A 20,352-nucleotide genomic window follows, 5' to 3' on the forward strand; every position below is an offset into this window, starting at 1 on the left:
TCAAACTTCAATTTTCCCTCATAAACACTTCCAACTTCTAAAACAGTCATTCCTAAATCATCAATACATCTAACTTTCATTTATCCCATTCTCCTTTAAATAAATATCGTGATAAGTTATCGCAACTGCATAAGCTTGCCATATATCCTTCTTGAACCCATAAAACCAGCCTGGCTCTTTCTTAGTACCTTTCCCCTTATTAGGTGTGTTAGGTGCAAACCTATCTATTAAAGCTTGTATTATATTGCTATCTTTTGCTTTCATGCTGCCGCACAGATTCATCTTTTCATCTTTTCTATATATAAAACCTATATCTACTCCTGGATATTTACTGTTTATAGCTTCATAGAATCTACCTATCCATATGCAAGTATCAAAAGTTGTTTCTCCTACAGGCATTCCATAACTTGCTATCTTTTCTATTGCTACGTTGTAATATTTTTTATAAAAGTCCGAATAGATGTTGTCTAATAATTCCTCATTATTTATCTTTTCTGCAATTACTGGCTTTAATGTTTTTTCATCTATTAAAACTACTCCACTTTCTATATTTCCTGGATCTATTGCTAATATCATTCCTTCACCTCATTGGTTAGGGAGATTTCCCTCCCGTTTTAATTTATTAAGCTATTATGCTTATATTGATTGCTTTCTCTAACTCTTTTTCTAAGTAATTCTTAATATTTAATATTGCTTGATTTCTCCAAGCTCCTCCATCAGCTTCAAATAATGCTGCTCTTGGTCCACTTTGCATTCTAAATATAAACTTACTTATTGGTTGCTCTACTTCTGGGAATGTTCTATATGGCGCTAATGATACTGGATTAGGAACTATTGCTTGTCCTACACTTGCTACTCCTGTTTTAACTGTTACTTGTTGGCTTACTCCATCATCACCAGTAGACTTCACAGCTTCATCTTGTACTAATCCTGTATACTTTAGTAAAACCGCCTTGTCTCCTGTATCTACAAATGAACTTTGCAGCATGATATTAAAATTTTCTGTATCTATAAAAGAGTTGTATCTTATATTGTTTGGAAGTATAGCTTCAGCTTGAATATATAACTCTCTATCTCTATCTGTATTTAATTTGCTAAACAATCTAACCTCATCATGTGACTTTACTTGTATTAACAACTCACCTTTTAATTCATCAACATTTGCTTTTATATAATCAACTAATCCTGTTAATGTTGATACTTTTAATGTTGTTGCAACTGGATCATTAACTCTCTTTAAGTTCTCTCTGCTAAATGTTCCTTGTTCTAGCTGAATGATTGGATCTCTTTCCATTCCTAAATCTACTAAATACTCTAATGCTTCTTTGTTTATCATTTTATTTTCCACCTTTACTTATTAATAATGTGCAAGGTTTAAGCCCCTTGCCATGGCTTTATATGAATTTATTATTTAACTAATCTAATTCCTTCTAAATCTACTGCATCTTCCCTCTCTTGAGCTGATGTTAAAATCTCTCCTGTTTCTTCATCAACTTTCATATAACTTTGTCCTGGTACTTGTTTTTTGTATTCACTTGCTAGTACTCCACCATTTCCATCTGTACCTATAACAATTTTTGCTGATAATGCCTTACTTGGTGCTAACTTTGTTTTTGCTACTATGTTAACCTCGGTAAGTTCTCTATCTTCTCCTGTAGTTAATGTCATATCAACTGTTAGCTTTCTTTTTACCTTCCAATCAGTATTAGGATCTGTAATGTTTTGCAATACATCTCTTAATGCCATATTTACCTTTTCTGCTAATGCTCCATCTGCAAATGTTTCTAAATTAATCATCTTTTCCATATCTTTCTCTCCTTTGTATTATTAATTGATTATTAATTGATAATATATTGTTATAGCTATTGCTAAAATTGACTCATTTCTCTACTCTTCCCTATTATTCCTTAAATCTTCTCTAGCAAGTTTATATAGTACCCTTGTATCTCTATGTACCTCATCTAGATACTTAACTATACTCTCTAGCAAATCTTTAAGCTCTGCCCTTTCTCCACGTTTTAAATTGCTTCTTATTTCACATCTTATAACTGACCATCTAAAATAAGCTTGCAAACTATCTTGCATTAAAGTAAATGCTTCTACTATATCGTATTCTTTTAGATTATTTTTTCTTTTAATTATGTTTCCTAAGATAATACAATCATCTGGATATTGATTTTTTAACTCTTCCAAAACACACCTCTATATAATCAATTTCCCGCTCATACAGGCTCTTATCACATCTTCCTTGTCATATTTATCATTCTGTAAAGATAACCTCTTTAAAAGCCTATTTAGTGCCTTATCGTTAATCTGTAAAACATTATTTATTTCTTCTCTACTTAAATATCGCTTGTCCCATAACTCTTTCAACTTATTTTGGAACTCTAATTTAAGCTTTCTATTAAGTCTTGCCCCTTTGCTTCCATGTACTCCATATGTTCCTTTATGATGTTCTACACATAGATTTACTAAGTTTAATTTGCAATATTCTAGTGTTTTAACTTCACTTCTAAACATTATGTGATGTAATTCTGTATAAGGATTTCCACACACTTTACAATATCTATCCATTACTTACAACTCCTACACCCTCTCTTTTTGCTATGACTTGCTCTCTTCATAGTTTTAATAGCGTTTTCAAACCTAAAAGATGTTGCTTCCCTTACTCCAGCTTCTCTTAACTCTTTTCTTCTTTTTTTATCTTTTATAGACATTTCTGTTAGTTCATGTGGTGTATATATTTCTAATAAATTCATTTAATCCTCCCCAACTGTAATTCTCTTGCCTAATAAAAACTTTAGCTTTCCAATCCATCTATCCAGGATCATATTCTCTATAAAATTGTCTTGATGGGTAATAATTATTTCTTTATCTAGTTCCTTTATCTCTGCTTCCATAAAAAATGTTCTGTAACCAACTTCTCCAAACTGGTCATATATTTTTTTATGAATCGGAGTAGAAAAGAATAGGGGTGGAAGTGATGGTACTTCTTCTTTCCCTTCTTCTCCTTCTTTAACATTCTTTATATATTCTTTATCATTCTTGTTTGTTTCGTTTTGATTTTGCTCTGATTTCGTTTTGATTTCGTTTTGATTTTGTTCTGTGTAATTTCTGTGTTCTTTATCTGTCTTTTTTGTGTTTTCCATACTCTGATAAACGTTATAGTTTTCAATGGTTACAAGTGTTTTTTTATTATCACTTTTATAAGTTATCATTCCATCTTTTTGTAACTGTTCTAGGAACTTTTTCACCTTGCAAATACTCCACTTCCAACGTTCACCTAACTTCCTTAATGATGTTATCTTTGAACCTCTTTTTATATCTATAAGCTCTCCATTAAATAATACTTTTCTATCTTCGTGATTAACTTCCATTAATAAATCTATAAAAGCTTGTCCTCTGGAGAATGGTTCATCTTCCCATAACCAATGTTCTTGGATATCCCTATGCAACTTTATCCATCCTGCCATTAAACCCTCTCTTTCTAGAATGGAACATATTGCTCTTTCCTTCTCATATATTCCATACGTTCCTCATAATCTTCTATCGTTTCTCTCAAGCTATTATTCTCTTCTTGTAGCTTATATACTTCATCTTCCCATTCATCACTTGTTCTTTTGCCTAATTCATGCAGTATTTGCTCTGCCACACTATCTGACTGCTCCTTAGATAAATATAACTCTGAACATATTGTTCCTATATCAAAAGTTATCTTTATAGCCCCACCAGTTCTGTCTACTGTAACCCCATAAGAATCGTTAGAATAATCAATACTACTTTGCATTACTTCTTACCTCCTAGCGGCTTCATTAGGAATACTCTTTTATTGTTAGATGTATTTATAATTGATAATCCTACTATATTCTTCTTATCATCATATGCTATCTTTTCTACTTCAAACTTGTCATAACACTTATTCCCTTTTATATTGCAATCCTTAGATTGTACCCATATAAATGGACTTGTATAAAGTTCTCTTCCAATCCCCCAATTAAAACAAGCTCTCTTAAAACTGTCAGAAGCTTCTCCTTTTTCTTTTTCTGCATTACTTTCAGTTCCACAATCTGCTTTACTTACCCACTGTTGCTTATCTATATCATATAAACTTACCTCACAATGTAAATTCCCTTTAACCTCATAATGTTTTCTAGTCCAATTCATAGGCCCTACTGTTTCATCTAAAATGTTCATATCACATCTTGCATCTTTATATAATAATAGGGATAAGCCACTTTCTTTAACCTGGGCTATTCTTACATCTATCTCATTCTCTGTTAATGTCCTAAATTCAAGTTTCATAGTTTATCCTCCTATTCTGCCTTAACACTAATACTTTCTACTGTTTCAACTCTTACTCCAGGAATTACTTCTCCTGTTTCCTGATTAACTCCACCCTTGCAAATCTTCTTAAATGCAGTCTTATCTAACTCTTCCTTAACTCTAATCACATCTATTTCGTTCATATTGCAGTAATCCATTATTGCTTGTACATCTTCATAAATAAACTTTTCAGCTTTTCTAGATGTAACCTTTCCGTATGGTGTAGATAATTTAAACTTCTTATCTTTGGCTCTTTCTTCTATATAATAAGCACTTAATAATCCTTCAAAATAAGCTTTATCATCATCTAGTGATTTGCTCTCCTTACTTAGCCATTCATCTATTCTATTCTTTTCTTCTATAGCTATTGATGTAAGCTCCCTTTGTTTCTCCTCTATTGCTCTTAGCTTTCTAAATGCCCATGTAGCACCTTGCAAATCATTTATAGCGAATGCTTCTCTAACTTCTTCTAAATCATTTTGTAATAATACGTTACTCATTCTTATTCCCCCTAGTTTTCATTTTTAATATTTTCTGTTATACTGTCATTGAATTGTTTCGAATTGCTATTCTCTGACTTATGAGCGCCAACTCTATCAGATAATAGCTTTTCTTTTTTTAATTCTTCATTTAATATCTCTGCAAATGATCGTGTATCTCCTTGCTTTCTTCTCTCCTGTACTTTTCTTGTAATTGATTTTGACTTTTCTCTATTCAAGTCATTAATTTCAGCAATTATTCCCACTGCAATTCTTCTCCTTCCATCTGTTGTATATCTCCCTCTGTCTTATTACTATTTCCTTATCTCTTTTCTGACTTAACATAATGGTTACTATGTCATTTAAACCAAACTTAGTTACCGCTTCTTCTAATTTAATTTGAACACTCAATTTTAATCCCTCCAAAACATCTTTTTATGTTCTTTTAGTCCTTCCCAAGTAGGTTTCTCTCCAATTTCTCTCGAGAACTCTACATAATCCTTTAATACTTGTACACTCATACTAATTGCTCCTTTTTTTGAATTGCGAACTAATCCTCTTTAAGTTCTAACCTATATTTTTGTGTTGCATTAGGATATTTTTCGTGGTCTACCTCACTTAAAAACATCTTTATAGGTCTTGCATAAACATTATTAGCCCCATATAATGCTTTATAAATTACTAATTCTTCACCTGTTTCTGTATGCTCTGCAACATCTAAAACCAAGTAATCCTTACCTTTAAAGTGAGTTACAACTCTCCCTATCATTCTTCTTAACCTTTGATTTTCTAATGGTGTTAATTTATTCATAATCTAATTCCATCTCCTTAGTTCCAAACTCATATTCACAATTATCACATCTAAAAGCAACGTCCCCTTCATCTGTAACAAAATCAAATATACAATCACTTTCACATTTTGGGCATATAATCTTTAACATATGTTTTTCTCCTTAAAACCGAATATTGCCTGTATCATTTAGCCAACCTCGGCAATATGATATTTGTACGTAATATCATCAAACTACTCACATTGTTTTAATTCTTCTCTTAAAAACTTAATATGATCTTCATATATCTTCTTAAGTTCTGGTGTATCATTATCCTCATACACATAGCTTTCTAAACGTTTAATTCTTTCTTCTAGCTGTTGTTTTCTTGTCTTAATCATTTCTATCATTTAAAATTACCTCTTAAAATAGATTCAAAATAAAATCTCTACCTTTGCCAGTCCACTTTCTGTCATATATTATTTTCCCATTATCTAATACATCTTGCTTTATACTTACTAAACCTAATTCAGAATACTTAGAATATAAAAGCCAAGTTTTATTTTGCTTATACTGTATTTTCTTTTCGGATAATAAATTATTAAGCTTTGTCGCACTACTTAATCCTAATTCCTTAGCAATTTCTGATGTTGTATATAATTTATTTTGATGTAATAGCTTGTCCCTTTGCTTTTCAGCCTCTAACCTTGCAGCTCTTTCCTCTTTTAATTTAGTTGCAGCCGCTATAAGTAAATCTGGATTATCTAACAATTCATCTGTTGCATACATTCCATGCTTTCTTATAGAGGGAAGTACATCAGATGTAACCCATCTTTTAAACTTCTTTGCTCCTGGTAACTTACTTGAAAGTACCAAACTATAAAGTCCACTTTCATTTATCAATACTGCTCCTTTATTTCCAAATTGAGGATAATCGGAAAACGCGATTTTCTTTTTATCTTCTTCATCAACATGAGTTTTTAAAGCATCACTTGAATTTAAATATCCTAATGATTCTGTAATATCCTTACCTACTAGCCAGCCTTCTCCATCAATCTCTACTGCTCTTACTTCAAGTTCTAAATCCTTATTAACAAATAGTTGAACACCTTCTCTATGTTTGTGTTTTAAATTATCCATCTTCTTTTCCTCTCCTTTAAAACTAATTTAAACTCTTACTTATCTGCTTCTGTCTTTTTTCTAACTGTATATTTTATTTCAATACCATATTTTTCGCTTTGTAATTTAGCTAAAGTATCGAAAGCCATTTGTGCATGTTCTATTGTAAAATTTTCAAATCCATGAACTTTAACTTCCATAATCTGCACCTCACTTTCAAATTTTAATCTTATTATTTTATCCTGTTAGCGTTTTGGAAACTATTTAGTTAAAAAAAATTTCGACTTCTGCTTTTAAATTTTGACATATGATTCTAGCTTCTTTTACAGTAAAATCACCAGCAGTTCCATTTAACTTCTTATTAAATGTCGGAACTGATATTCCTAGCATATCTGCTACTACTTTTTGCTTTATATTATTTTCTACTAGAAATCCTTTTAATTTTAAATATCCTTGCTTATCCATTTTTTATCACTCCTTTGTTGTTAGCGTTTTAGAAACACCTTATGACCAAATAATACATTTTTCTTGTTTCCTTGTCAACAACTTTTTTATGTTTTTTTATATTTTTTGTTTACAAAAGAAAACAAAAGATATATAATTTCATTATAAGAAATTTTAAGGAGATAAATTTATGTACGATTTAGGTAATTTATTAAAAGAACTAAGAGAAGAAAAAAACGTTTCTATGGATAAAATGATTGAAGATTTAAAAAATTTATATTCAATTAGTCTTGCTAAAAGCACTATTTCTAAATGGGAAAATAATAAAGCTGATCCTTCAATGGAAAATGCTAAGGTATTATGTAATTACTTTAATGTATCTTTAGATTATCTACTTGGCTTATCTAAATATAAAAACAAAAAAGAAGAACTTGCTGCTTATAAAAATAAAATGATTGAATTTTCTAATGAACATAATGAAAGCTTTTATGAAAAACAACTTTTAATTAGCTTTAATAAACTTAATGAAGATGGTAAAAATGAAGCTATTAAAAGAGTTGATGAACTTACAGAATTAAGTAAATATAAAAAAGAAGAAAATAATAAAGTCATTGAACTTCCTAAGAAAGAAAAACAAATATGGGAAGAAGAAGGAAAAGAGCATTTAATGCCTATAGCTTCTCATGATAAAGATGGGAAGTTTACAGAAGAAGATTATAAGCATGATGATGACATAATGAATGATGATGATTTTTGGAAATAACTTCAATAAAAGGGTGATAAAATTTGACTTATGATGAATTATTGATAGAAGCTGATAAGCTCGGAATAATTGTTAAAGAAGCCAACTTGAAAACGCGTGATGGTCGCTGTAATGGTAATAGAATAGCTATTAATAAAAAATTATCTAATGTTGAAAAAGCTTGTGTATTAGCTGAAGAATTAGGTCATTACCATCTTACCGTTGGCGATATAACTAATCAAAAAGATATTAGTAATAGAAAACAAGAACTCATAGCAAGAAAATGGGGATATAATAAAAAGATTGGTGTTATTGGCCTTATAAATGCTTTTGAACATGGTTGTACTAATAAATATGAAATAGCGGAATATTTGAATGTTACAGTCGACTATTTAGATGAGGCTATTAAATATTATTCTAATAAATATGGTGTTATGCATATTATAGATGATTATATTATTTATTTTACACCACACTTTTTTATAGGAAAAACTTTTTATTAAGAAAGGAGTTGAATATATATGTTAAGAGTAGCTCTCTATATTAGAGTTAGTACAGAAGAACAAGCTCTGCACGGTGATTCTATAGAAGCACAAAAACAAACCCTTAGGGACTATGCTGAAAAGAATCAATATAAAATAATAGATTACTACATTGATGATGGGTTTACTGCTACATCTTTAAATAGACCAAATTTACAAAGATTACTTAATGATATAAAAGAAGGGAAAGTAGATTTAGTCATATTTACCAAAATAGATAGATGGTCTAGAGGGGTTAGGAATTATTATAAAATTCAAGATGTGCTTGATACTCATAAAGTGCACTGGAAAACAATTTTTGAAAATTACGATACTTCCACTGCTGCTGGGCAATTGCATATAAATATAATGCTTTCTGTAGCCGAAAATGAAGCAGCCGTTACTAGCGAAAGAATTAAAGCTGTATTTAATAATAAAGTAAAGAATAAAGAAGTTATAACTGGTAAAGTTCCTAAAGGATATAAAATAGAAAATAAAAAATTAGTTATTGATAAAGAAACAGTACACATAGTTGAAAATATATTTTCACATTTTGAAACTCACCAATCTAAAAGAGCTACCATGAATTTTTTGAGAGATGAACTCGGAATTAATTTATCCTATAAAACTATATCAAACATGTTAAGAAACTCTTTATACAAAGGTGAATATAGAGGTATAGTTGATTACTGTCCTTCAATTATAGATAAAAAGAGATTTGATAAAATACAAATTCTTTTAAAAAGAAACATCTCTACTAATACTTCAAATCGTATTTATTTATTTTCAAGTTTACTTGTATGCAGCCATTGCAATCACAATATTGGCGGATTTAATACAAAGCATAATGATAAATTTTTCTTTAATTATAGATGCAACTATAATTATTATAGAAAATTATGTGATAATAATCGTTGTATAAGCGAAAAAAAACTTGAAAGAAAAGTTATTGAACAATTTAAATTGCAACTACATGATTATATAGTAGATTATGAGTTTAAAAAGAAAAATAAACCTAAAAAAAGCAATAAAGTTGAAATAGAAAATAAAATCAAAAAACTTAATGATTTATATATAAATGATTTTATAACATTAGAAGAATATAAGAAAAAACATGAATTTTATAAATCTAAAATAATTGAAGATGAAAATCCGCAAGATGAGTTTAATATAGAAGCTTATAAAAAAATGCTTAATATTGATTTTGATGAAAAATATATAAAACTAGATCGAGAAGATAAACGAGCTTTTTGGAGAAGTTTTATAGAAGAAATTAAAGTAGACCATGATGGCAATGTAAAATTAAAATTTCACTAATCATGGCCCTGTACTCTTATATTTCTTTGTTCTTTATCCTTATTGCTAACTCCTTAACCTTTCTTTCTATTTCTAAAGCACAACTTATTATTTTTTCTTCGTTACCTGTTGGGTCTTCTAATCCCCAATCTTCAGTATGATTTGCTTTTAAGTATGGACAAACTACGTTACATCCCATTTTTATAGCTATATCAATTTCAGGAATATCACTTAATAACTTTGATTTTTGTGTTTTATTCATATTAACATTATATAAATCTTCTATTATTCTCACAGCATCTTGATTTATTTGTGGTTTTGTTTCTGTTCCTGCTGAGTAGCTTTCAAAAACTTCACTTCCAAATAGCTTACCTAAAGCTTCTGCCATTTGTGATCTACAAGAATTATGTACACATATAAATGCTACCTTTGGCTTACTCATATTATCCCCCTAAGTTCTAATTACTATAAAGTCTAATATATTTTTAATATTAAACTTTACAATATCATTATTAATTATATAAGACTGTCTCAAAGCTAATTTTATCATATAATTAACCTTAAGGCAGTCTAAAGTTTTATAATAAATTCATTAATTTATATGTCTACTAATCCATAACTTTTACTTCTTTGTTTTTAACTACAAAAAATGCTATTATAAGTCCTAATAATGTTAATGCTGCTATTAATGTAAAAGATACATTCATACCATGAACCTGTGCTTCTAGAGGATTTGTTAATCCTGATGATGCAGCAGATTTACTCATTAATGTAACTATTATTGATGTTCCTATTGATCCTGCTACTTGTCTTAATGTATTATTGGCTGCGTTACCATGAGCATAAAGCTCTCTATTTAATGAATTTAATCCTGACGTTGTAAGCGGCATCAAAAGCATAGCTATTCCTAACATTCTTATAGCATAAACAATAATTACATAAGTTATTGATGTATCTACTTTTAAAAATGAAAATCCAAATGTTCCAAGTGTAAGTATTGCTAGACCTCCTAATGCAAGGTATCTAGCACCATATTTATCAAAAAGAGTACCTGTTACAGGATTCATTATAACCATTACTATAGCTCCGGGCATAAGTGTTAAACCACTTCTAAGAGCACTTTCTGCTTTAACATTTTCTAAGAACATAGGAATTATAAGTTCTGATGAAATCATTGCTGCATAAACAATCATTACTATTATTGTTGAGAATGTAAATATACTACTTTTAAATACACTTAAATCTAGCATAGGTTCTTTCATTGTTAATTGTCTCCAAACAAATATTATAAGAAAAACTATCCCTATAATAAGTGGAATATATACATTTTTATCGCTCCAAGCATAATTTCCAGCATTACTAAATCCAAATAACAATGCTCCAAAACCTACAGCAGCCCCTATAAATGAAATAATATCAAATGATACCTTTCTAGTTGGCGTTACATTCTTAAGAAGGAAAATTCCAATCACTAAATCTATTACTGCAAAAGGTAATGTTACATAAAATAAGTATCTCCAAGGATAGCTATTTATTATCCATCCTGATAATGTTGGCCCTATAGCAGGTGCAAATCCTATTACAACTCCTACTATTCCCATTGCAAATCCTCTTTTTTCTATTGGAAACATATTCAAAAATACGGTCTGCATTAATGGAACTATTATTCCACTAGCTACACCTTGTATAAGCCTTGCTGTAAGAAGCATTGGAAAGTTAGTCGCAAAAGCTCCTACAACAGTTCCTACAGTAAATAAACCTATAGATACAAAAAATAAAGTTCTATTTGTAAATCTATCTATAAGGAATGCTGTAAAAGGAATTATGATACCAGTTGCAAGCATATAACCTGTACTTAACCACTGTGCTCTAGATACACTTATATTTAAATCTTTCATAATATCAGAAAGAGCAACATTCATAAATGTACTATTTAAGAAACATACAAATGCACCTAAAAGGAATACGCTCGCAATCGCAACTACATTGTACTTTTTATCATTAGTTGATTTTTCATCCATAAGCTTTTACCTCTCTATAATTTTTATACTTCAAGATTATATTTCCATTCTCTAAGGTAACTTATTCAAAAAAATACATATTTAAATATATCAATAAAAAAAGCCTTAGGATAATATTTTTCCTAAGACCTTTTTTAATTTATTTTAAATTAGCTAAGTTTATACAACTTCTAAATTTTCTATTCCTTCTCCACTTAAAACTAGAATATCTCCTTCTTTTATAATGCTAGCTCCCTTTGGAATTATAATCTCATCATTTCTTTTAATCATTACTATAAGTATTTCATTTGGTATATCGGCATCCATAATACTTTTATTAACCCACTTACTTTCCTTAGTTATATTCAATTCTATTAACTTACTACTCATCTCTCCTGTATAATCATTAAATGTTTTTAAAACTGGACTACTGTTATCTACTAAATCAAGTTTTTTTGCTAACTTAGGTATTAATGTTCCTTGAATTGCTACTGAAAATAGTGCAACGAAAAATATTATATGAAATATGTCATTTTCTATTTTTACACCATAAGTCATTGCATATATAGCGAAAACTAATGACGCTGCTCCTCTTAGTCCTACCCATGATACAAATAATTTTTCCCTTGTTGAATATCCAAACGGCTTCAATATTAAAAATGTAGCTGCAGGTCTTGCAATAAATATTAAAAATATTGATATAGCTATAGAAATACCTATAACTTGTGGAAATTTTGATGGAAATGCCAATAAACCTAGCAAGAAAAATAATGCTATTTGCATTATCCATGATACTCCATCAAAATAATAAAATAGATTCTTTTTATGTGGAATCTTACTATTACCAATTATTACTCCTGCTAAATATACACTTAAATATCCATTACCACCTAACCATTCACTCACCGCATATGCAAGTATAGCTATAGCTGTTATAAATATGCTATCAAATCCCCTTATTTCAAAGTCAACATTTCTAAGTACAAAAACTGCAATTTTAGCTAATATAACTCCAATTAAAACTCCAAATATTATTTGTTTAATTATAATTAAAATTATTCCATTTACTGCTCCACTACTCATTATAGTTAGAATTGATATAGTAAGCATATATGCTGTAGGGTCATTACTTCCACTTTCAACTTCTAACAACGATGCTAAAGACCCTTCTAAGTTTAACTTTTGTGATCTCAATATTGCAAAAACAGATGCTGCATCTGTAGATGATACCACCGCCCCAATAAGCAATCCTTCCAATATACTAACCTTTAAAATAAAATATGCAAATGTACCTGTAAGTAATGTTGTTATTATTACTCCTCCTGTAGACATCAAAAGAGCAGGCTTTAATGACGGTTTAGCAACTTTCCAATTAGTTCCAAAACCTCCATAGAACATTATCAATACAAGAGCTATTGAACAAATCTCATTTGTTAAATTGTAATTTGCAAAATATATTCCTACAATGCCATCAGAGCCAAATAACATACCTAGCACTATAAAAATTAATAATATAGGCACACCAAATTTATATAAAACCTTACTAGTTGTTATAGAAATAAGTAAAACCAATCCACATATCATCAAGGTGTTCATCATAAGCATTCCCCCTATCCCTTTAATTTTTGCTTTTATAATATATAACTTCTATAACACATAATATGTGTAGAAACTTTTTCAAGTTACAATTCTATCTTCTATATCACTTTTTTGATAATAAATTTTAAAATTCTTTAGTGTATTTTCAAAAATAAAAATAACCTCCTAGAACTTCTCATATTAAAATAAGATAATCCTAAGAGGTGACTTACTACTTAAGTTACTTTTTTTGCAATCAATTTTTTGAATAATAATTTATCTATAAATTACCCAAAATATATAATAACTAGTATCATCTGTGATTATATCACAGAAAATACTCTCAATTCTGTATATACTTTTAAACAGTTATTAAATAAATGTCTAGTAGGAAAAAATATGAGTAAAAATAATTGGATAAAAGGCGCTTTAATATTAGGCTTTTCATTTTTCATAGCAATATTTTTAGTTAAACCAATAGGTGTATCTACTCAATTCTCAGTATTATCTGGAATCATTCATAGTTCAATTGATAAAAATGTTATAGTAGAAGACCCATTAAGAGAATCTGGTTATAGTAGTGCAAATGCCTATTACGATAAAAACGATGGGAAACTGGCAAAAGCTATAAAACATCCTTTAAATTATGACTTTATATTTGTTTTAGCTATTCCAGTTGGCGGTTATATAGGATATGAGTTATTAAAAAGAAGAAAGAAATCTGAAGCACTTGATACAAGCTCTAATTTGAAAGTATGCGAATTGGGAGATGATACAAGTTTTATTAAAAATTATGCTCCAAGCTTTATTGGAGGATTCTTATTACTATATGGAGCTAGAATGGCAGATGGATGCACAAGTGGTCATATGATGAGTGGAATGATGCAAGGAAGTGTTAGTGGTTATGTGTTCGCTGCTTCTGTTTTTGCCACAGCAATACCATCCTCACTAATAGTAAAACATCTTAAGAATAAATCTAAGTAGGGAGGTTATTTAAAATGAAAATATTATTAGCAATATTACTTGGTGGTTTCTTTGGTTTTGCACTTGCATATGTAGGAGCTACTGGTTTTAAAAATATATTAAAAATGTTAAGACTTGAAGATTTATCTTTAGCCAAAATAATTTTATTTGCTATAGGTTTTTCTAGTGCTTTACTTTCACTGACAGCAATGTTAGGAATATTTGATGTATCACATTTATCTATTAAAACTATGAATTTAGGAGTTATTATAGGTGGATTAATATTTGGTATTGCCTTTGGCTCTATAGGTACTTGTCCTGGTACATGTATTGGTGCTATAGGTAGCAAAGGAGTTAAAAAAGCAATTTCTGCTGTTATCGGAGGATTAGTTGGTGCATTTGCATTTACTATGTCCTATGGTCCACTAAAAAATATAGGATTATTTGATATGTTAAATCTAGGAAAGCTAACTCTATTTAATATATCTGATAAATATCCTTCAGTTTTTAATACTGGATATTTAGGTTTACTATTAGTAGGTATAATTTTTATGATTGGAGCTTACTTACTACCAAAACATATTTTAAAATAAACTATATAAAAAGAAAAGCATCTTGAATTATACATTTGTATATTTAAGCATGCTTTTTCTTTAATTACTTATATATCGCTCTATCTTATTCTTTCTAAGATCTCTTTACATACTCTCTCTCCGCTTTCAACTGCTCCATTCATATATCCTTGATAATATATAGAGGTTTGATCACCTGCAAAAAAGCAATTACCTTCACTTTCACCTTCTACTCCTGCAAATTTTGTATATTGTCCTAACTTATAATACGGATATGACCCTAATGTCCAACGATTACCAGTCCAATAATCTAATATGGCTTTTCCATTCCATTTAGCATTACGCCTTGGTATAACTCTATCTAATCTATTAATAAACGTTTCTACATATTGTTTTATATACTCTTGATTATTATAAGAAGCACCAATTTTTCCTCCTGTATTATTAACAAGTATCCCCTTAGTTCCTAACTGTCCACAACTTCCCTCCCTTGTAACTTGATATCCAATATTACAATAAGTAGTACCGTTATTATTAACTCTTCTCCAATATCTGCTTGTAAACTGTACATTTAATTTTGTATTAGTTCCCATGGCCAGTTCATCTATAGCCTGTTTTTTCAATTCACTAAAACCAGCTTTATCATAGTTAACGCTGAGCTTAAGAACACTAAAAGGAATAGTTAAAACCACTATATCTGCAAGCACGCTTGCTACCTTACACGCACTTTGAAATACTAGTTTGTATTTATCATATTTCACCTTCGATATAGATAAAAGTTGCGTCTTAAATTTAACAGTTCCTTTCGGGAGTGCCCTATATAATCTTCCTGGGAGCTGATCATTTCCCCCTTTAATATGATACATTCTATCAGAACTACCAAATATATTAAAAGCATTTTCTTCTCCTGAACCAAGTAATCTTACTATATTAAGAGCACTTTGAGTATTAGTTTCTGCTCCATACTCCGCTGAATATGCTACATCTAATAGCCTTCCTAAATTAGAATTAACACCCTCTGGAATGATTTGATTAATCCACTGCCTAACAGATATATTATCTAATTCATATCCTCTATTTGTATATTTATTATAAAGTGTTGGAAATTTTACATCTTCATAATCTTTTCTAACTCTGGGATAAACACTTAGCCAATCTTTACTTGCTTCATCATAAGAATATGGTTGTCCATTAAAAAAATAAAAAGGCTTGTTTTCTTTCTTATCGATATCAATAAGATTTTCCAACTTTAAGCCTATCTCTTTAGCCAACTCTTTAATTTCATTATGTTCAGAATCTATTAGTTCTCCTCCATGCTCAGCAATTTGATTATCTAAAAAGTAGTTCCTTATACTAAAACATCTTCCTCCTACTCTTTCAGATGCTTCAAATACCTTGCACTTTATTCCAGATTTAAATAACCTATATGCACAGGTCAATCCGGCAAGTCCTGCCCCTACAATAACAATTTTAGGTTTCTCTTTCTTATGATCTCCCTCCATCTATTCACCACCAATAAAATCCTTATCCTAATATTATATGAAATAAAGTTTATTTTGTTTATCGTTATTAAAAAAATAATAGACGTAAGTTTATAAAACTTATGTCTATTATCCAATTCTTAATTATTATAAACACATACCAAAAATCTTATAAACATCTTCTTGGTCTAAAGGTACATAAGCATATTGTAAATTTCCATGCTTAACTGCTGCAGCAGCCATTTCTTTAAATTTTGAATCATCAATTCCAACTTCTCTTAAAGTCATTGGAATACCACATTCCTTAAAGAAATTTTCTGTTGCATCTATTGCTTCATTAGCAAGAGCAAATTTATCTTCATTGTAAGGTAAATGCCATACATTTATTGCATAATCTACAAACTTATCAACAGTTTCATCATTTAATATATATCTCATCCAACTTGGTGTTAATATTGCAAGTCCTACACCGTGAGTTATATCATAATGAGCACTTAATTCATGCTCCATTGGATGACAACTCCATGCTCCAACTTTCCCGCTTCCAGTAAGTCCATTTAAGGCCATAGAACTAGCCCACATTAAGTTTGCTCTAGCTTCATAATTTGTTGGGTCTTTTAAAGCAATAGGGCAATATTTTATGCAAGTCTCTAGTAATCCTTCTGACATCTTATCTTGAACATAAGCATCCTTAGTCTTATTAAAATAATTTTCAAATACATGAGACATAATATCTGCTGTACCTGCTGCTGTTTGAATTGCTGGTAAAGTATATAAATATTCTGGGTCTAATATTGAAGTTTTAGGAGCCATACAGATTGCACCTGTTCCTAATTTCTCATTAGTATCCATCTTTGAAATAACTGCTCCCTTATTCATTTCTGAACCAGTTGCTGCTAATGTTAAAACTGTTACTATAGGTAGTGCATTTGTTATCTTTGATGAATCAAGAACTATGTCCCAAGTATCTCCTTCATAGTAATATCCAGCAGCTACTACCTTTGAACAATCTATAGTGCTACCTCCCCCTACAGCTAAAATAACATCTATATTATTTTCTCTACAAAGGTCTATACCTCTTCTTACAGTTTCAATTCTTGGATTTGGTTCGATACCACTTAATTCAACTATGTTAAAATCCTTTAATAATTCTTGAACCTTATCATATATACCATTCTTCTTTATGCTTCCTCCACCATAAGCAAGTAATACATTTCTACCATATCTTTTTAAAACTTCCGGTAGATTAGATATTTGTCCTTTCCCAAATAGCATCTCTGTTGGAGCGCCAAATCTAAAATTATCCATTTTTATTCCTCCTGTAATATTCACTAAACTTATTATTTTGCTTTGTCTAAGTTTTTACTCATATTTAATTAAATACGTATTTATATTCCTTGCTTAAACAACATCATGATGTCTAATTTTTCTATTTTAATTCCATTATAAGGGTTATACTTAACTATAAGTCAATACTTTTATAAATTTTCCTAAATTTACTCAATAAAAAATAATGCAATTATCTTTTATTAAAATAATTGCATTATCTAATCTACTTACTATATTTTATTAACTCCCATACATTAAAGTTAATTTTCTATTTGATTTTCTTATATACCTAAATGCTACAACTACTGTAAATACCTCACTAAAAGGTACTGTTAGCCATATTCCAACATCTCCAAAAATCATAGGAAGTAATACTATAAATATTACTATTAATATAGCGCCTCTTAAAGCTGATATAATAGCAGAAGTTTTTGCATCTTCTATAGCAGTAAAATATGCTGACGATAAAATATTTAATCCATTTACTATAAACGCTATAGAGTAAACTCTAGTTGCTTCTACCGTTAAGCTAACTAAAGAATCATCACCTTCTGTAAACATAGCAATAAGTGTTTCTCCTCCAAATGCCATAAGTATAGTACTTAATACACCTATTATAGAAATAGTTATAACTGAAATCTTCATTAATTTTTGTATACGGTCTTTGTTTTTAGCGCCATGGTTAAAACTTATAATAGGACTTATCCCATTACATATACCTGAAAATACAGCTGTTACTAATGAAGATATATAAAGTATTATCGAGAAAGCTGAAACTCCCATTTCTCCTATTTTTATCATTAACACAATATTAAAAATATAATTTGAAAAAGCTACAGCAAACTGAGTTATTCCCTCGGAAGAACCGTTATAAAATATCTTTATTACCTTCTTTATATCAAAGCTAGTTTTAACAAACTTAAGTATTGAATCTTTCCTTAAATATTGAACTAAAGAAAATATAAATCCTATTGTAAAAGCAAGTCCTGATGCAACTCCGGCACCTGCTAATCCCCATCCAAATTTCACTATAAATATATAATCTAATACTATATTAAGAGCCGCTCCAATTATATCTGCTACCATAGCATGATTTGGCTTTCCCATTACCCTTAAGTTTGCACTTAAATAAGAACTCCCTACAAACGTTGCTAGAAATAAGCATAGAGCTCTTAAATACTCAATAACTAATGGCATAAGCTCCTCACTTGAACCTAATATTCTAGCAATAGTAGGTGTAAATGCCAAAGTAAACACAGATAAAGCTAAAGTTATAGCTGTAAGTATATAAAATGCTAAACTAAAACTCCTTCTTGCTTCTTCTTTATCTCCTCTTCCCAAATCTATACTTGTTATAGTTCCTCCACCTATTGCGACCATAGTTCCAAGTGCCATTGCAACTCCAAAGAAAGGCATAGCTAAATTTACTGCCGAAAGTCCAGCAGCTCCAACTACATTACCTACAAATATCCCATCTATCACTATATAAAGTGAAAACACTATCATCGCAATTACTGAAGGAATTGAATACTTAACAAACAATTTTCCTATTGACTCTTTTCCTAATGTTAAATCCATACAACCACTCCTCCATAAAAGATAATAAGGTATAGTGTAACACTATAGTCAACTTATTTTTATCTTTAATTTATAGGATATGACTATATAGAAATTTAGTTGTTTTTATATCTTTACTTTTATTGATATCTTAATTAAATATTCATCATATCCCGAAACCGACAATTCATCTAAAAGTACATCTTCATAAAAATAACCTTCAAGCTCTAAATTGTTATCCTTAACGAATTTAAGTATTCTCTCATAGCTTTGATCTATGGTATAAAAACCTTTATTATGATATGCAATTAAATATAATCCTGCTTCTTTCTTATATAGCTTTATATTTTCATTTCCTTCATAAATTCGTGTATAGAAATAATCATAATTTTCATACATACCTTTTTTTATATTTTCTAAATGTATCATTTCTCCCATACTATGTGGACTATATATTTCATTTTTATCACAATATTTAACATGATTAGCTATCGCCTTTGCAAGACTCTTTTCATTTGTTACATTACAACATTCCGTTAAAACTAATAATTCTTCTTCACATCTTTCAATAGAAATTTTATTTGTATCTATATTAAAGATATCTTTTGTTATAGAAAGCTTGCCCTCTATTACTTTCTTCATTTTAATCAAAGAATTAATTTTTTCATCTATTATATTCTTCTCCTTTTCAAGAAGAGAAATAAGTTCCTTTGGACTTCTTTTATCCAAATATGATTTTATATCTTTTAACGACATATCAAGTTCTTTTAAAGTAGATATAACATAAAATACTTCGATTTGAAAAACAGAATAATATCTATAATCATTATCTAGTTTTATTTCTGGAGAAAATATTCCTATCTTATCATAATAAAATAACGTATGCTTAGTAACACCTACAAGCTTTGCAAACTCACCGGTAGTAAAATAATTTTGTTTATTTTTATTCATATTTAAAGCACCTCAATAAATAAATCGATCTGTTAAGTTATATGAACATTGCTCTTCTCAGCCCAAGGAAATACAATAGGTTTGCGATACTAAATAATACCCCCTTCGAAAAGGAGAGAAGAACAATGAGCAAAACTAATATAAAATGCCCACGCTGTAATTCTGATAAACTATACAAGTTTGGTATGAATAAGCAGGCTAAACAAAAGTATCAATGTAAGCAGTGT

31 protein-coding genes are annotated in these 20,352 nt (G+C 29.6%); 6 read left to right on the forward strand and 25 right to left on the reverse strand.

Going from position 1 to position 20,352, the window contains the following annotated elements:
* Positions 1 to 69 precede the first annotated feature (69 nt).
* From H8S10_RS15415 to H8S10_RS15500, 18 genes are all read right to left on the reverse strand, one after another.
* A complete protein-coding gene (locus H8S10_RS15415) occupies positions 70 to 576 on the reverse strand; it encodes a hypothetical protein (protein ID WP_186839475.1) in 507 nt (168 codons plus the stop codon).
* Between the two features lie 46 nt (positions 577 to 622).
* Positions 623 to 1,336: a hypothetical protein gene (locus tag H8S10_RS15420; RefSeq protein WP_186839476.1), complete on the reverse strand. Its 714-nt coding sequence runs from the start codon at positions 1,334 to 1,336 to the stop codon at positions 623 to 625.
* A gap of 71 nt (positions 1,337 to 1,407) precedes the next feature.
* The gene (locus H8S10_RS15425; RefSeq protein ID WP_186839477.1) at positions 1,408 to 1,806 is read right to left on the reverse strand and encodes a replication terminator protein; all 399 of its coding nucleotides are present in this window, start codon (positions 1,804 to 1,806) and stop codon (positions 1,408 to 1,410) included.
* An 81-nt stretch (positions 1,807 to 1,887) separates the two neighbouring features.
* Positions 1,888 to 2,193, reverse strand: a complete 306-nt coding sequence (locus H8S10_RS15430; RefSeq protein WP_186839478.1) for a hypothetical protein — start codon at positions 2,191 to 2,193, stop codon at positions 1,888 to 1,890.
* Positions 2,194 to 2,202: 9 nt separating this feature from the next.
* A complete protein-coding gene (locus tag H8S10_RS15435; protein ID WP_186839479.1) occupies positions 2,203 to 2,574 on the reverse strand; it encodes a hypothetical protein in 372 nt (123 codons plus the stop codon).
* Complete coding sequence (locus H8S10_RS15440) at positions 2,574 to 2,759, reverse strand: hypothetical protein (RefSeq protein WP_186839480.1); 186 nt, start codon at positions 2,757 to 2,759, stop codon at positions 2,574 to 2,576. The genes H8S10_RS15435 and H8S10_RS15440 overlap by 1 nt, the downstream gene beginning before the upstream one ends.
* Positions 2,760 to 3,473, reverse strand: coding sequence for a hypothetical protein (locus H8S10_RS15445; protein WP_186839481.1), 714 nt, complete (start codon positions 3,471 to 3,473; stop codon positions 2,760 to 2,762).
* Positions 3,474 to 3,487: 14 nt separating this feature from the next.
* On the reverse strand, positions 3,488 to 3,787 hold the full coding sequence (locus H8S10_RS15450) for a hypothetical protein (protein ID WP_186839482.1): 300 nt from the start codon (positions 3,785 to 3,787) through the stop codon (positions 3,488 to 3,490).
* Positions 3,787 to 4,302, reverse strand: coding sequence for a Rad52/Rad22 family DNA repair protein (locus H8S10_RS15455; RefSeq protein ID WP_186839483.1), 516 nt, complete (start codon positions 4,300 to 4,302; stop codon positions 3,787 to 3,789). Before H8S10_RS15455 ends, H8S10_RS15450 begins: the two co-directional genes overlap by 1 nt.
* A gap of 11 nt (positions 4,303 to 4,313) precedes the next feature.
* A complete protein-coding gene (locus H8S10_RS15460; RefSeq protein WP_186839484.1) occupies positions 4,314 to 4,823 on the reverse strand; it encodes a host-nuclease inhibitor Gam family protein in 510 nt (169 codons plus the stop codon).
* Positions 4,824 to 4,834: 11 nt separating this feature from the next.
* Positions 4,835 to 5,068 (reverse strand): hypothetical protein, encoded by a 234-nt coding sequence (locus H8S10_RS15465; RefSeq protein WP_186839485.1) that lies wholly within the window; start codon positions 5,066 to 5,068, stop codon positions 4,835 to 4,837.
* Positions 5,052 to 5,213 (reverse strand): hypothetical protein, encoded by a 162-nt coding sequence (locus H8S10_RS15470; protein ID WP_186838060.1) that lies wholly within the window; start codon positions 5,211 to 5,213, stop codon positions 5,052 to 5,054. The genes H8S10_RS15465 and H8S10_RS15470 overlap by 17 nt, the downstream gene beginning before the upstream one ends.
* 139 nt (positions 5,214 to 5,352) lie before the next feature.
* Positions 5,353 to 5,613, reverse strand: coding sequence for a DUF1653 domain-containing protein (locus H8S10_RS15475; protein ID WP_186839486.1), 261 nt, complete (start codon positions 5,611 to 5,613; stop codon positions 5,353 to 5,355).
* The gene (locus tag H8S10_RS15480) at positions 5,606 to 5,743 is read right to left on the reverse strand and encodes a hypothetical protein (protein WP_186839487.1); all 138 of its coding nucleotides are present in this window, start codon (positions 5,741 to 5,743) and stop codon (positions 5,606 to 5,608) included. The genes H8S10_RS15475 and H8S10_RS15480 overlap by 8 nt, the downstream gene beginning before the upstream one ends.
* Before the next feature lie 83 nt (positions 5,744 to 5,826).
* Positions 5,827 to 5,982 (reverse strand): hypothetical protein, encoded by a 156-nt coding sequence (locus H8S10_RS15485; protein WP_186839488.1) that lies wholly within the window; start codon positions 5,980 to 5,982, stop codon positions 5,827 to 5,829.
* A 13-nt stretch (positions 5,983 to 5,995) separates the two neighbouring features.
* Complete coding sequence (locus H8S10_RS15490) at positions 5,996 to 6,712, reverse strand: phage antirepressor KilAC domain-containing protein (protein WP_186839489.1); 717 nt, start codon at positions 6,710 to 6,712, stop codon at positions 5,996 to 5,998.
* Between the two features lie 35 nt (positions 6,713 to 6,747).
* Complete coding sequence (locus tag H8S10_RS15495) at positions 6,748 to 6,891, reverse strand: hypothetical protein (RefSeq protein WP_186839490.1); 144 nt, start codon at positions 6,889 to 6,891, stop codon at positions 6,748 to 6,750.
* Positions 6,892 to 6,955: 64 nt separating this feature from the next.
* Positions 6,956 to 7,156: a helix-turn-helix transcriptional regulator gene (locus H8S10_RS15500; protein ID WP_186839491.1), complete on the reverse strand. Its 201-nt coding sequence runs from the start codon at positions 7,154 to 7,156 to the stop codon at positions 6,956 to 6,958.
* A gap of 169 nt (positions 7,157 to 7,325) precedes the next feature.
* Between H8S10_RS15500 and H8S10_RS15505 the strand changes: the two genes are divergently transcribed.
* The 3 genes from H8S10_RS15505 to H8S10_RS15515 are packed head-to-tail and all read left to right on the forward strand — an operon-like array spanning position 7,326 to position 9,715.
* Positions 7,326 to 7,898: a helix-turn-helix transcriptional regulator gene (locus tag H8S10_RS15505; RefSeq protein ID WP_186839492.1), complete on the forward strand. Its 573-nt coding sequence runs from the start codon at positions 7,326 to 7,328 to the stop codon at positions 7,896 to 7,898.
* Between the two features lie 23 nt (positions 7,899 to 7,921).
* Positions 7,922 to 8,380, forward strand: a complete 459-nt coding sequence (locus H8S10_RS15510; protein WP_186839493.1) for an ImmA/IrrE family metallo-endopeptidase — start codon at positions 7,922 to 7,924, stop codon at positions 8,378 to 8,380.
* Positions 8,381 to 8,398: 18 nt separating this feature from the next.
* A complete protein-coding gene (locus tag H8S10_RS15515) occupies positions 8,399 to 9,715 on the forward strand; it encodes a recombinase family protein (protein ID WP_186839494.1) in 1,317 nt (438 codons plus the stop codon).
* A 16-nt stretch (positions 9,716 to 9,731) separates the two neighbouring features.
* Here H8S10_RS15515 and H8S10_RS15520 read toward each other — a convergent pair whose 3' ends face one another.
* From H8S10_RS15520 to H8S10_RS15530, 3 genes are all read right to left on the reverse strand, one after another.
* A complete protein-coding gene (locus H8S10_RS15520) occupies positions 9,732 to 10,136 on the reverse strand; it encodes an arsenate reductase ArsC (RefSeq protein WP_186839495.1) in 405 nt (134 codons plus the stop codon).
* Positions 10,137 to 10,302: 166 nt separating this feature from the next.
* Positions 10,303 to 11,715, reverse strand: a complete 1,413-nt coding sequence (locus H8S10_RS15525; RefSeq protein ID WP_186839496.1) for an MDR family MFS transporter — start codon at positions 11,713 to 11,715, stop codon at positions 10,303 to 10,305.
* A gap of 159 nt (positions 11,716 to 11,874) precedes the next feature.
* Entirely contained in the window at positions 11,875 to 13,293 is a 1,419-nt protein-coding gene (locus tag H8S10_RS15530; RefSeq protein WP_186839497.1) for a potassium/proton antiporter, read from the reverse strand.
* Positions 13,294 to 13,671: 378 nt separating this feature from the next.
* Between H8S10_RS15530 and H8S10_RS15535 the strand changes: the two genes are divergently transcribed.
* Positions 13,672 to 14,256, forward strand: a complete 585-nt coding sequence (locus H8S10_RS15535) for a YeeE/YedE thiosulfate transporter family protein (RefSeq protein ID WP_055263793.1) — start codon at positions 13,672 to 13,674, stop codon at positions 14,254 to 14,256.
* A 14-nt stretch (positions 14,257 to 14,270) separates the two neighbouring features.
* Positions 14,271 to 14,828, forward strand: a complete 558-nt coding sequence (locus H8S10_RS15540; RefSeq protein WP_186839498.1) for a hypothetical protein — start codon at positions 14,271 to 14,273, stop codon at positions 14,826 to 14,828.
* A gap of 80 nt (positions 14,829 to 14,908) precedes the next feature.
* Here the strand turns inward: H8S10_RS15540 and H8S10_RS15545 are convergent, their stop codons facing one another.
* The 4 genes from H8S10_RS15545 to H8S10_RS15560 form a co-directional block, all read right to left on the reverse strand.
* Positions 14,909 to 16,309, reverse strand: a complete 1,401-nt coding sequence (locus H8S10_RS15545) for an NAD(P)/FAD-dependent oxidoreductase (RefSeq protein ID WP_186839499.1) — start codon at positions 16,307 to 16,309, stop codon at positions 14,909 to 14,911.
* Positions 16,310 to 16,435: 126 nt separating this feature from the next.
* On the reverse strand, positions 16,436 to 17,596 hold the full coding sequence (locus tag H8S10_RS15550) for an iron-containing alcohol dehydrogenase (protein ID WP_186839500.1): 1,161 nt from the start codon (positions 17,594 to 17,596) through the stop codon (positions 16,436 to 16,438).
* A 261-nt stretch (positions 17,597 to 17,857) separates the two neighbouring features.
* Positions 17,858 to 19,195 (reverse strand): MATE family efflux transporter, encoded by a 1,338-nt coding sequence (locus tag H8S10_RS15555; RefSeq protein ID WP_186839501.1) that lies wholly within the window; start codon positions 19,193 to 19,195, stop codon positions 17,858 to 17,860.
* Positions 19,196 to 19,300: 105 nt separating this feature from the next.
* A complete protein-coding gene (locus H8S10_RS15560) occupies positions 19,301 to 20,125 on the reverse strand; it encodes a MerR family transcriptional regulator (RefSeq protein ID WP_055263802.1) in 825 nt (274 codons plus the stop codon).
* 125 nt (positions 20,126 to 20,250) lie between these two features.
* Between H8S10_RS15560 and H8S10_RS15565 the strand changes: the two genes are divergently transcribed.
* Positions 20,251 to 20,352 (forward strand): IS1 family transposase (locus H8S10_RS15565; RefSeq protein ID WP_347707662.1); only part of this gene is annotated, 102 nt, incomplete at its 3' end.

The sequence above is a fragment of the Clostridium sp. NSJ-49 genome, from assembly GCF_014287725.1.
GTDB lineage: Bacteria > Bacillota > Clostridia > Clostridiales > Clostridiaceae > Clostridium > Clostridium disporicum_B.